This window comes from uncultured Pontibacter sp. (assembly GCF_947492645.1).
In the GTDB taxonomy this organism is placed as follows: domain Bacteria; phylum Bacteroidota; class Bacteroidia; order Cytophagales; family Hymenobacteraceae; genus Pontibacter.
Map to the genome: position 1 here is coordinate 261,969 of NZ_CANLMZ010000003.1, position 12,637 is coordinate 274,605.

Consider the following 12,637-nt stretch of genomic DNA (forward strand, 5'->3'; position numbering starts at 1 on the left):
TCGGCATCTTTCTAATATTTATTGCGCCGGCACATTCTGCTTTTCCTTACACGCTGCTACAGGTAAAACCTGAGTTCTACTAGCAACCACATGCGCCCCCGAAGCTTACCCAAACACAAATTCGATTCTGGAGATAAAAGCCAGTAACAGCAGGAGTTTTAAAGCAGGCACAAGGTATCTTTTCATGATAAGTATAGATAAAAGTATAACTGAACAGCTAAGCCAGCATGCTGGCAGATCAGCGTTTAAATATACTTCTGGCACTTGCCCAAATAATAGGAATAAAATTAAAGGAAGGTAACACAAGCTGTTACGAATATTGCACTACATACAGCACCCAAAAAGCAAGAGATACAAATAATACTAATATCAGAAAATATGAATAGTTATATTATTCAAGAACTCACTCTCCTAAACCTGCAACCAAAGTAACATATTCGCCCATATTAAACTAAAGTATAATCCTGTCATATTTATACTTCCTCCAACTTAAAGCATCAAAAAAAGGCGATCTAAATTGCACTGATATTACCATACTTTACAAACTGGCAACATCCAAAAAAAGCCTGACTGCAGCAGTTGCTGCCACAGCCAGGCCTTAGGGTAATTATGAAAAGTTATAAGTTAATAACCTACTTCATCAGAAGCATGGTACCGGAACGTGTGGTGTTGCCGTTTACAATCTTGTAGATGTAAACGCCACTTTCCTTTCCTGCTGCTTTAAAGCTATGGTTATAGGTAGCACCCTGTTCAGCGTTTCCTTCAAACAGCGTCTCTACTTCGCGGCCTGTCAGGTCGTATACTTTTAGTACCGTATACCCCGACTCTCTGGCTTTAAAGCTGATAGTAGTGCTCTCAGAGAATGGGTTAGGGTAGCTAAGTATAAACTCACCATCTACGGCTTTTACCAGGTCTGATGCTGCCATTGCTGATGTTGTTGTAGCTACCAGGCCACAATTGCCAAGGCTATCGCCGTGACCGAGGTGTGCTGCAACTGCGCTTTGAGCCACTACATTCATTTTACCGTTATGGCAAAGTATGATTTTTGTGTTTTTGCTGTTGCCCGGAGTTTCGCGCACCTCAATTACCTCGATCGTTACAGAAGCTGTTCTCGTGCAGCCATCGCCATTTACGGCAGTAACTGTAAACGCATAGTTACCGGCAGCTGTTGGCCTAAACACAGGGTTTGCTATTGTTGCATCGCTTAGGCCTGTTGCCGGGCTCCAGGTATACGTAAAGCTTGGGTCGCCGCTTGCAGCAAGCGTAACACTTTGGGCGCCGTAGCCTAAGTAAATTGTGGTAGCATTGCCGCCAGTATACACATCAGACGACGGTGTAACAGTAATTTCAGGGGCCTCGCAAGCATAAACCGGCGGTAGGTCATAAGCTTCGACTTGGTCTGCTCTGCTGGCGCTTGAGCCTTGGGTGGCGCTAAAGCCCAGGCCTCTTTTTGCGAACGCTCTCCAGATAAGCTCCTGGTTAGCTCCGCCGTTGTTAAGCTCATCTGCTAACAGAATGGCATTACGGCCATCTACAAAACCAGGACGGCAAGGCTGCAGTTTCAGTCCGTCTATTACCAGCTGCATGGCCATGTTGTTACCGCCATTGCCGTTATAAATGTCCTCATCATAGCTATACTTGTCTATCAGGTCCCATGTCATGTCCCAGAGCATCGTAGACCACACAAAGCCGATACCATGCGGCTGGCTGATAGTGGCGCTATTTGTGGCCGCGTATGTATAGCCATTTACCCCGAAGTTGGTGCTGTAAGGCGCTGGCCTGATACCGTTGCCAGTAGTAGGCTGGTGACTTACATAGGTGCCTATGCCTCTTACATTGTCTCTTTTATCTCCTGGCTTCATGGTCATCATCAGGCCAAACCAATCGCTCCAGCCCTCACCCATTTGCTCTGCGTTGCCAAGGCAGTTTACAAGCAGGCGGCCACCTGTCAGGCGGTTAGATATACCATGGCCATACTCGTGCACGATAATGCCGTTATCAAAATCTCCATCCAGTTCTGGGCCAGAGCCATCATCTTTCAGCAGCACAGTTACTTCCTGGTTGCTTTCGAGTTGCGCTTTTATACTTGCCCCGGTTTCATCGCTAACCATTACAGACGAGATAAGGATCTGATCGGAAGGTATAGCCCCTGCCCCCATTGATATAGGAGCACCTGGTGCATTGTTGATCACCACCACAACAATAGCCCCCGCCTGCTGCGCATTATATACTTTAAGGCTAAAATCGCAGGCGCCTCTGTACAATACTGCGATGTTGCCTGCTACGGCCTCTGCGTTTGTAAGCGTGCCGCAGCCTTCGTTAGGATTAGTGGATGTTCCGCCGATACCCTCTCCCATCACAAGCTTACCAGAGACAGGAGTTGAGGTTAACCTTGGGCCAAAAGCAGCCTGAACGGCCGGGTAGCTGCCAGCTATACTTGCCGGCGCTGCTATTCTGAACATATTCTGGTCTGGCAAGCCGCTCCACAGGTACATCTGCATTCTTGGGCGCTGGCCTTCTGGTGTAGTGGCAAAGTTGGCGTTGTTTCTGGTAGCCAGAATATTCCTGCTATCCTGTGCTTCGGCCATTACATGGTCACCAGCCGTACCACCTTTTCCAAAGTTATCAGCCTGGAAGTTGCCGCTTGCCTCATCAAAGCCATACTGGTACCACACATCATGGATCAGGTTGTTCCAGTAAAACAGGTTGGCAATGGCTGCGTCACGGTAGGCAACCGGCTCTTGCGTAAAATCAACCTCAAAATCAAAAACAAGGCTGTTACCGCCATCCGGGCTGTAGCCGTAAACTTCTTGGGCAGCGCCATTATAGCCGGTATTATTCGGGTCTTCGTAAGCAAAAACGTTATTGCCTCTTGTAGTTAAGTAAGTGTTAGCCCCAACAGTATGCCACCCGGACGGCGAAGCCACAGGATCTGCCGAAGCATTGCTGATGTGCACTCTGCTGCCGTGGCTCGGGCTTTCGGCCGGCATTGGGTACACGTTGTAGTAATTTGACGTAAGCGGTGCGGCAGCCACAATGGCTTCAGGCGCATAAGGCGCAGTTAAGGCTGCATCAAGCATATGGCTCTCATGGAGGGCTCTGCCCCCGGGTCCGTTATTCTCAAAATTGCAATGCGCCACAAGGTTGTCTTTGTCTAATACCTGTCCTGAACCAGCATCAAGCCTGAGCAGCCAGTAATTCATGGCATCTGTCATGTAAATGGCAACTTCCCAAGCCAGTCTTAGCTCACCGTCTTCCATTGGCTGGTAAATAAGCTTGGCAGTAATGGGCTCTAAGGAGATGCCGCCTGTCGAGAAAGTCACTTCCTTGTTAGCTTCATTGCTTCTTTCCTGCACTTTAAGGGGCTCCCTGAGCGGCGTATTCAGATACCTGGCCGCAGCCAATACAGCCGCCTCAGCATCCATCTGGGCAGACCTGCTTGCTTTTAGCTTTTTACCAACTTCTTTGTGAAAGCGGTTACCCATCGAGATCACTTTTCCCTCCTTGTCAATGCTCATGTTGGTAACGGCCCCATGTATTTCAATACCTTGGTGCAGCTGCTTAATGTAGTAGTGCTTTACGCCTTTCTTTCTGCTTTCTGTTTCGCTGCTCAGCTCCAGCTCCGCAATGTCATCATCTGTCACATTAAGTTTTTGCTTGTTCTTTTTCATGTGGTCGAGGGCCACCTGCGGCACCTGTTTCTTACCGGACTTACCCTGGCCATAAGAAACATAACCACCTGAAAGGAATGCGACGAGCAGCATAAGCCGCAGCAAGGATTGTACATGTCTTTTCATTCTGTTTTTGATTATAGGTTTAACAATAGTGGCTGGAAGGCGCTAACTGTCGCACAGAATAATTTAACTACCTAAACCTAAACACATTAAATATCTAAAAACAGGAAGAACTGCAGTTTAAGGTAACGCTGCCTAATCACCGCCTCAAATCATAAAACATTGCATTTCAGGGTTCTAAGAAAGGTACAGGTGCTATAGTCCTATATCAAAATTCTTAAACGTAACATTATAAAGTTTATATACTTTATAGGCATTTTACAAAAATAAACAAGGAGGTAGCTTCTAAACTCAGGATCATACTTAAACCTGCAGCATACACCTGGTGTTATACTGCAGCAATGCGGTGGATAACCCTATGGAAAACTACTGGAAAAATAGCACTCCCATCTGAGCTTCAGATTGATTATCTTTGTAGTAATGGAAAATTTCGTAGTATCAGCGCGTAAATACCGCCCAAGCACTTTCGATAGTGTGGTAGGGCAGCACCATATAACCAATACCCTTAAAAACGCCATTAGCAGCAAGCATTTGGCGCAGGCTTTCCTTTTCTGCGGGCCGCGCGGGGTAGGTAAAACCACCTGTGCCCGTATTCTGGCAAAAACCATTAACTGCCAGAACATTACCCCGGAGATTGAGGCTTGTAACGAGTGCGAATCGTGCCGTAGCTTTAACAGCAACAGCTCTTTTAACATACATGAACTCGATGCGGCATCTAACAACTCTGTAGAGGACATTCGAAACCTGGTGGAGCAGGTGCGTTATGCGCCGCAAACTGGCAAGTATAAAATCTATATTATAGATGAGGTGCACATGCTCTCGAACCAGGCCTTCAACGCATTCCTGAAGACGCTGGAGGAGCCGCCTTCCTACGCCATCTTCATACTTGCCACGACTGAGCGCCACAAGATCATCCCAACTATACTTTCACGTTGCCAGATCTTTGATTTTAACCGAATCAGGATTGAAGACATGGTACGCCATTTGGGAAGTATAGCCCAAAAAGAGAGTATACAGGCCGAGCCAGATGCCCTGCACCTGATCTCGCAGAAAGCTGACGGAGCTTTGCGCGATGCCTTGTCTATTTTCGACCAGATGGTAACCTTCTCGGGCAGCAATGTAACCTACAAGGCTACCGTAGAGAACCTGCACATCCTGGATTATGATTACTACTTCCGGTTAACAGACCACTTGCTGGAGCAAAACCTGCCTGGCTCGTTGCTTTTGTTTGATGAGATATTGAAGAATGGCTTTGATGCGCACAACTTCCTGATTGGTATTGCGGAGCACTTCCGCAGCCTGCTCGTGTGCAAGGATCCACAAACAATTCAGTTGCTAGAAGTATCAGATAACATCAAGGCAAAGTATGCCGAGCAGTCGCAGAAGGCAAGTGTCTCATTTTTGCTATCGGGCCTGAACCTGGTAAGCACCTGCGACACCAGCTATAAAAGCAGCAAGAACCAGCGCCTGCACGTAGAGCTGTGCCTTATGAAACTGGCGCACTTAAACGCAGCCCTGAGTTTTGCGCAAAACGGAACAGAAGTAAAAAAAGCTAAGGTAGCGGCCCCGGCACCAGCCTCTACCGGAAATACAGGTGCCATACCTTCTGCCGCCATGCAGCCAGCCCATACTAACGGCACGGTACCATCGCAGCAGATGCAGCAGCCTGCAGCAAGTATACCATCGGAACGCATGCAACCGCCGCATGCGCCAAGCCAGGTGCCATCGGAGGGCTTGCAACAGCCGCCTAAGCACCAGGACGTAACACCAGACGCGCACCTTAGCCCTCCAAAGGCCCAGGCTGCACCGGAGCAGCCACGCTCTAAAGTTCAGTTGCCGCCGCCCAAGAAGCTCAGCAAGCTGCCTAGCTTAAAAGACATAGGCAATGCTCAGAATGCCGTAGCCGAGGTAGCCGTGGCCGCAGAGGAAGAAGACACAAGCTATGGTGCCGTTGTTCCTGTGGATGAAGCCAGGCTTAAAACGGTGTGGCATGCTATACTTCGCCGTAAAAAAGCTGAGAACATGATGGAGTTTACGCTCCTGAACCGCCAGTACCACATCGGACCGGATAACGAGGTGATTCTGCACCTGGAGAACCACGTTATGATGGATCAGTTTACGGCTTTGCGCCCGGACATACTGCGGGAGTTGAAAAAGGAGACCGGCAACAGAAGTATAAAACTTAGAGCAGAAGTAGTAGAGGCCCAGGACGAAGGCCGTAAACTTTATACTTCACAGGATAAGTTTAATTATCTGGCCGAGAAATTCCCTGTTATCGTCGATCTGAAACAACGATTTGGCTTAGATACTGATTTTTAAATCTGTAATATACTATCTTCGTATAGTCACATCATCACTAATAACTAAACTATGACAGTCAAAAAGGGATTATCTCTGTTTTTGGTTGCGTCTGCCTTTACATTAACTCAATGTAAAAACGAGGCTTATCAAACGCAATCAACTGCCGAAACTACGACCTCTGCGGCCACAGCCACAGCCGAGAAAGAGTATAAATACGAAACAGCGCCCAACGACCCGCTGAACGCCCGAATTTATACTTTAGACAATGGCCTGAGAGTATACTTGTCAGACTATGAAGAGGCGCCACGCATCCAGACGTTTATCGCTGTGCGCGCAGGCTCTAAAAACGACCCTGCCGATGCTACTGGACTGGCTCACTACCTGGAGCACATGGTGTTTAAAGGCACTACCAAGCTAGGCACCCAAAACTGGGAGAAAGAGAAAGTAGAGCTTGATAAGATTGAAGCCCTATACGAAAAGTATAGAGCTACCAAAGACGAAGCTGCCCGCAAAAAGATTTACGCACAGATAGACTCTGTTTCGGGAGTAGCTGCTACCTATGCAGTTGCAAATGAGTACGATAAAATTCTGAGTGCTATAGGCGCTAAAGGTACAAACGCCTATACGTGGGTAGACCAGACAGTTTACACAAACGACATCCCAAGCAACCAGCTGGAGCGTTGGATTGAACTGGAGGCTGACCGTTTTGGCGACATGGTTCCGCGTATTTTCCATACGGAGCTGGAGGCTGTGTATGAAGAAAAAAACCGAACGTTGGATAGCGACGGCCGCAAAGTAGCTGAAGTGATCAACACAGAACTTTTCCCGACGCACCAGTACGGCACGCAAACTACAATAGGTACCATCGAGCACCTGAAAAACCCATCTATCACCGAAATCAAAAAGTATTACAATAAATACTACATCCCGAATAACATGGCTATTGCCATGAGCGGCGACATTGATTTTGACCAGACGATCCGCCTGATTGACAAGTACTGGGGAGGTATGGAAAAGCAGCCTGAGCCAACTTTTGTTGTAGCCAAGGAGCAGCCAATCCAGAAGCCAATTGTGAAAGAGGTTTTAGGGCCAGATGCAGAAAACGTGTCCATCGCTTTCCGTACGCCGGGCATCAACACAAAGGATGCCTTGGTTATACAGATGATCAGCAATTTACTTTATAACGGCCAGGCCGGTTTAATTGACCTGAACCTGAACCAGCAGCAGAAAGTACTACAGTCGTATGCTTACGATACACCGATGAAAGATTACGGCACCTTTAGAATGACAGGCATGCCACGCCAGGGCCAGACACTAGACCAGGTGCGCGACCTGTTGCTGCAGCAGTTGGACATGATCAAGAAAGGCAACTTCGATGAGTCGTTGATCCAGGCTGTTGTAAACAATGATAAGATTAACACGATGAAAGCGTATGAAGAAAACAGCAACCGTGCTGATGCCTTTGTAACTGCTTACATCTATAATATGCCCTGGGAGAAATTTGTGAGCCGCCCAGCTGAGTTTGCAAGTATAACGAAGCAGGACGTGGTGGACGTAGCCAACAAATACTTCGGCAATAACTATGTGCTGGTGTATAAGAAAACCGGCAAAGACCCAATGGCTCAGAAAGTAGAGAAACCTGCTATTACGCCTGTTGCTGTTAACCGCGAAGTACAGTCTGACTATTATAAAGCCTTTATGGCGAAGGATGTACAGCCGCTGCAGCCTGTGTTTATCGATTACACAAAGGATATCACAGAGACTAAGCTAAAGCAGAACATTCCGCTGCTTTATACTAAGAACAAGGATAACAGCCTGTTCCAGCTATACTACATCCTGGACATGGGCACCAACAACGACCCTAAACTGGGCATGGCTGTAAACTACCTGAAGTACCTGGGTACTGACAAGTATACAGCAGAGCAGCTTCAGAAAGAGTTTTACCAGTTGGGTACTTCGTTTGATGTATTCTCTAGCGGCGATCAGGTTTATGTAAGCTTAACCGGCTTAGACGAGAATTTTGAAAAAGGCCTTAACCTGTTCGAAAGTGTACTTGCCAACGCCAAGCCAGACCAGAAAGCGCTGAACGATATGGTTGCCGGTATGCTGAAAGCCCGCGAAGATGCCAAGAAGAACAAAGGCGTTATTCTGCAGCAGGCCATGATGAACTACGCTAAGTATGGTCCTAAAAACCCTTTTAACACAGTACTTAGCGAGAAGGAGCTGAAGGCTGTAAAACCACAGGAGCTGGTAAACATCATCAAGAGCATACCAGCTTACGAGCACCGCGTGTTATACTATGGTCCACGTGAAACGGATAAGCTAACAGCTGCCCTTAACACCGGCCACAATGTGCCTGCTACGCTTAAGCCGGTACCAGCCGAAAAAGTATACGAGGAGATAGAATTTACGCAGCCTACGGTATACTTTACAGACTACAACATGGTGCAGGCCGAGATGATGTTCGTGAGCAAATCTGTGCCTTACACGAAAGATATTATACCTGTAGTGCGTTTGTACAACGAGTACATGGGCGGCATCGTGTTCCAGGACCTGCGTGAGTCTAAAGCCCTTGCCTACTCTACTTACTCATACTATGGCACAGCCGCTAAGAAAGACCGCGCTAACTACCTGGTGTCATACATCGGGGCGCAGGCAGATAAACTTTCTGAAGCCATGGCTGGTATGCAGGCGTTGTTAACAGATATGCCATTGGCAGATGCTAACTTCCAGAACGCACAGGCAGCGTTGCGTAACAGCATCTCTACAGAGCGTATCACCAAGTCTGGTATCCTGTTCGATTACGAGCGTGCCAAGAAGCTAGGCCTGAACTACGACATCCGCCAGGACGTGTACCAAACTGCCAACTCCATGACTTTTGACCAGATGAAGGAGTTCCAGCAGAAGTATGTAAAAGGCCAGAAACAAGCTATACTTGTAATCGGAGCTAAAGACAAGCTCAACTTTAAGGAGCTCGAGAAGTATGGCAAAGTGAAGCAGCTTACCTTGAAAGAGCTGTTTGGATATTAAAAGTATAAACTTACAAGAAGCGTAACGTTTAAATAAAACAAAATCGGCAGCCACATGTGGCTGCCGATTTTGTTTTATACTTTTCAACTTAGTTCATTTGCTTTAGTCTTTCACTTTATCCTTCAGAGATAATTTCGTACTGAATGGGTTTGAAAACGTAGTTATTTGATTGCTCTGCGGAACAGGCTGTCAGACCAATTATCAAATCCATTTTAGCTTCCAGCAATACATAATCGCCGGCTTTGCTTTGCGGCGGGTCCACGGAAAGCGTCCCATCCGGTGCAAACTGCACGTTCATGAAGATATTGAAGGCTGTAGGAATATCATCGGGGGCAATGCCAAACTTACTTAAGTTGGTGTGCAGATTTTCGAAACAACTGGGGTGATACTCCGGATTTTTGTACATGATCTGGAAAGTTTCGGGGCTGCAGGGCGCTAACAAGAAGTCGTTGCGGCCGTTGGTGTCTTCCAGTATCTCCATCATCTTTCGGCTGCGGTTGCTCCAGAGGTGATGACCTTTTGTTATGAGAATGGTCTCCTCAAAATCTAATGTTTTGCCCGAAGAGAGCTTCTCACGTGTATCGTCTGCATTAAACAAGACCATATCGCTTACCTGCTCACCCTGCGGGTCTATTACTTTCAGCCTTTCTCCCTTCCGGAGCTTAAAGGCTGCACCGGTTTGTTTTGCTATAGTGTTAATCATTCTCTTTTCTTATTTCATGCTTAAATCCTGCAAGGAACGGACACTTCCAGCTTTCATCTACCTGGCGGCCGCTGTACTGAGGCGCTTCCAGTCCTTCTCCAAAATTGCTGAGCATCGGGTTAACAGATCCATCGTAGGCAACTTCGCGGTCCCGGATTACCTTTTGCATGTTTTCGTACACATCCTTTTCGCGTAGCTGCTCAAACTGGCGGTGCAAGTTAAAAGCTAGGGCCGTGTGTGGAAACCTCCTGGCCTTGCGGCTGGCATTGGGATGCAGGCCTACCACAAAAAATGCCGTCCCGTTGTAGCTGAAACTAAAATCGCTTTCTTCGGGATTGTTGCTTACAGCCGGGTCCCAGCGCTGAAGGTGTTTTTCACTATCGTGCAGTTTCTGGAGCTGTAGCCACAGCTTTTGCTCAAAACCCACTTCAGATACTGCCTCATCAGAAAACACAGCAATCAACGTCATGTATTCGCTTTCAGTAGATAGGGTTTCTGAAGTATAGCTTTTAAGATCCTCTCCTAATTGGCGTGTGGTTTCGTCGGCTCCCATGCTACCATACACGCCTAAACGGTATTGCCTGGAATTTAAAGCGGCTTTGGCACCTACACAAGGGTAATCGGTGTCACTTATTTTATCAAGTATACTTGTATGAATCTGTTTTATCCGTTCGTCTGGCCATTCCTCTAGCTGCTCGGGCAGGAAATATGTGTTTTGCTTTGTGTTATTTTTAGACATTTTAAGAATTAAAGTTGTTATTCTCTGCTAATCATAAGTAGCAGGAAGCGTTGACTCTGTGTTACGGCAAAATGGCTCCTGGAGATAGGCATTTGAGTAGTATAAAGCAGTAATCTGATCAAATAATCAATAATGCCGGCCATAAGCTTTGGCAGATGGACGTTTATACTTTATCAGCTGCAAAAAAGAGAAAGTTATAAGCTTGCAAATCAGAGAATTATAGAAAAAGGGCTTCTTTGTCTGATCAAATCTGGAGTTGGTCTAATAGTAGAAACCTGTATGGTTGTATATGCTATAGTAGTATAAGAGCCTGGCACTTTGGTACAGGCATGCATCAATAAAACACTTTAAGTATCTGAATATGGAAAACAGAATGAATTACCCTAAGGCAATATTATTTCTTGTGTCAGGTATAGTTGCTATTGTTGCCTCCTTCTTGTTAGGCGCAGAAAGCAAAGCCTATGGATTTTTAGTCGGCTATGGCTATTCCGCTTTACCAGTTGGTCTGGCAGTAATTTTTTTCAACTACTTTAAGGAACAGAAACTTAAGAAGCAGAAGGAAATACTGTAGCAACTCGTTTCCTGCCGCAAGTTTAGCAAAGCGCAGCTTGCGGCTGCACATGGGGCCTGTTTGTAACTGGCGTTGTCCAGATTTATACTTCCGGCTTTACAAACCGCCGCCAAGTATAACCACCTTTACCGCTGCGCTCAAACTGGCGGTATGTTTAGTTTAGAAGTATAATATCCACCATTCCTTTCTCTCCCGCATAATCTATCGCGCTGCTGTATGGGTAATCCTGCGGCTCCCACACAAAACCAGCTTCCACAGGGTTGTTGTGAATATAATTTAGCTTCTGCTCCATCATGAAGTTTGAGCTAAGCTCGATAGGTTGGTTGTGTTGCTGCCAGAACTGGAAATCTTGATTATTACTATTGCGTTTACCCTCCCGCTCAAACATCCACAGCATCCATTCTTTCCGGCTTTCCTGCGGATTATCTACAATGGCTTTTATTATAGTTTTGGAAGTATGCTTTTTCAGGTCACGGATGATATGGGACTGATTTGCAGTTTCTGAGCCAATGATTAAATGCACGTGGTTCGACATGATGCACCAGGCATATACTTCGAGGCCTTTGTTCTTGATGCAGTAATTCAGGCTATCAACTACAATGTATTTGTAAGAAGGTCTGGTAAAAACATCAATCCAGTTTATAGTTGCAAAAGAGATGAAATGTAGTTTACTCTGGTCGCTGATCTTATAGTTTCGGCTCATGGAATACTATACGAACATACCGACAGTTTGAGCGAAGCGGTAACTGGTGGTGGGGTATGGCGGCAGTTTGTAACTGCCGTTTTCCGGAACTAAAGTTTAGCCAGTTACAAACTGGCCCCATAAACAGCCACAAGTTGCGCTATCGCTAAACTTGCGGCATGAGAATTAACAAAAAAGGATTGATATTGATGCTCATCTTTGTAATTTCAGTTTCAGAAGTTTCAAATGTCTAAAGGATTTAAGAAAGCTACTTATATTTCATTAACTGCAATTATTGTGATCGTTGCATGGAATGTGATAGCACATTATTACTCAAAACGGTTTCACGAAGATGTAAAAAGCAGTCCTAAAAAGTATAGTTACGATATTTCAAGAGAGGTTTTGAACCCTGTCATGGTGATTACTGATTTGAAGTATAAGCAGGATTTAGTTGAGTACTATGACAAATTAAGCTCTGGAGAGTCTACTCCTGTATTTCATTTTCCACTAAACAGTATACTTCTCAAGGAACCTGTTTATGTAATTGGTGCTACTCCCGATTCCCAACTGATAGAAGTAGTTTTATATCTCACAGAAGATTTGAATGGCAATTACATGAGAGGCTATATGGATAAAAGAACATTACATGATTTGCCTGCTCCAGATAGTTTTTGGAATGAACAATCAAAAGTAAATTATAGTATGGAAGAACTTTTTTATCTGGATAGCATTCAATCTTCTCTTTAAACTTTTCGAACATAAACAAAAAAAGGCCACCCGATCTCTCAGGCAGCCTTTCTTATTTTATACTTTAACT

The 12,637-nt window shown here is 45.9% G+C and carries 8 protein-coding genes; 4 read left to right on the forward strand and 4 right to left on the reverse strand.

Going from position 1 to position 12,637, the window contains the following annotated elements:
- Positions 1-632: 632 nt before the first annotated feature.
- Positions 633-3,797, reverse strand: a complete 3,165-nt coding sequence (locus Q1A23_RS03970) for a T9SS-dependent M36 family metallopeptidase (protein ID WP_299819769.1) — start codon at positions 3,795-3,797, stop codon at positions 633-635.
- A 417-nt stretch (positions 3,798-4,214) separates the two neighbouring features.
- On the opposite strand from Q1A23_RS03970, the gene Q1A23_RS03975 reads away from it, so the two are divergent.
- On the forward strand, positions 4,215-6,113 hold the full coding sequence (locus Q1A23_RS03975) for a DNA polymerase III subunit gamma/tau (RefSeq protein ID WP_299819771.1): 1,899 nt from the start codon (positions 4,215-4,217) through the stop codon (positions 6,111-6,113).
- A 51-nt stretch (positions 6,114-6,164) separates the two neighbouring features.
- A complete protein-coding gene (locus Q1A23_RS03980; protein ID WP_299819774.1) occupies positions 6,165-9,125 on the forward strand; it encodes an insulinase family protein in 2,961 nt (986 codons plus the stop codon).
- Positions 9,126-9,240: 115 nt separating this feature from the next.
- Here the strand turns inward: Q1A23_RS03980 and Q1A23_RS03985 are convergent, their stop codons facing one another.
- Positions 9,241-9,828, reverse strand: a complete 588-nt coding sequence (locus tag Q1A23_RS03985) for an urea carboxylase-associated family protein (RefSeq protein ID WP_299819776.1) — start codon at positions 9,826-9,828, stop codon at positions 9,241-9,243.
- The gene (gene gntA, locus Q1A23_RS03990; protein WP_299819777.1) at positions 9,821-10,567 is read right to left on the reverse strand and encodes a guanitoxin biosynthesis heme-dependent pre-guanitoxin N-hydroxylase GntA; all 747 of its coding nucleotides are present in this window, start codon (positions 10,565-10,567) and stop codon (positions 9,821-9,823) included. The genes Q1A23_RS03985 and gntA overlap by 8 nt, the downstream gene beginning before the upstream one ends.
- Before the next feature lie 361 nt (positions 10,568-10,928).
- On the opposite strand from gntA, the gene Q1A23_RS03995 reads away from it, so the two are divergent.
- Complete coding sequence (locus tag Q1A23_RS03995; protein WP_299819779.1) at positions 10,929-11,138, forward strand: hypothetical protein; 210 nt, start codon at positions 10,929-10,931, stop codon at positions 11,136-11,138.
- 154 nt (positions 11,139-11,292) lie between these two features.
- Here Q1A23_RS03995 and Q1A23_RS04000 read toward each other — a convergent pair whose 3' ends face one another.
- A complete protein-coding gene (locus Q1A23_RS04000; RefSeq protein WP_299819782.1) occupies positions 11,293-11,841 on the reverse strand; it encodes a transposase in 549 nt (182 codons plus the stop codon).
- 225 nt (positions 11,842-12,066) lie between these two features.
- Here Q1A23_RS04000 and Q1A23_RS04005 point away from each other — a divergent pair, with 225 nt between their 5' ends.
- The gene (locus Q1A23_RS04005) at positions 12,067-12,567 is read left to right on the forward strand and encodes a hypothetical protein (RefSeq protein ID WP_299819784.1); all 501 of its coding nucleotides are present in this window, start codon (positions 12,067-12,069) and stop codon (positions 12,565-12,567) included.
- Positions 12,568-12,637: the final 70 nt, after the last annotated feature.

Bases quoted from the DNA above. Each gene is read 5' to 3' on its own strand.
- Q1A23_RS03970 (WP_299819769.1), bottom strand. From the start codon at position 3,797: ATGAAAAGACATGTACAATCCTTGCTGCGGCTTATGCTGCTCGTCGCA.
- Q1A23_RS03975 (WP_299819771.1), top strand. From the start codon at position 4,215: ATGGAAAATTTCGTAGTATCAGCGCGTAAATACCGCCCAAGCACTTTC.
- Q1A23_RS03980 (WP_299819774.1), top strand. From the start codon at position 6,165: ATGACAGTCAAAAAGGGATTATCTCTGTTTTTGGTTGCGTCTGCCTTT.
- Q1A23_RS03985 (WP_299819776.1), bottom strand. From the start codon at position 9,828: ATGATTAACACTATAGCAAAACAAACCGGTGCAGCCTTTAAGCTCCGG.
- gntA (WP_299819777.1), bottom strand. From the start codon at position 10,567: ATGTCTAAAAATAACACAAAGCAAAACACATATTTCCTGCCCGAGCAG.
- Q1A23_RS03995 (WP_299819779.1), top strand. From the start codon at position 10,929: ATGGAAAACAGAATGAATTACCCTAAGGCAATATTATTTCTTGTGTCA.
- Q1A23_RS04000 (WP_299819782.1), bottom strand. From the start codon at position 11,841: ATGAGCCGAAACTATAAGATCAGCGACCAGAGTAAACTACATTTCATC.
- Q1A23_RS04005 (WP_299819784.1), top strand. From the start codon at position 12,067: ATGTCTAAAGGATTTAAGAAAGCTACTTATATTTCATTAACTGCAATT.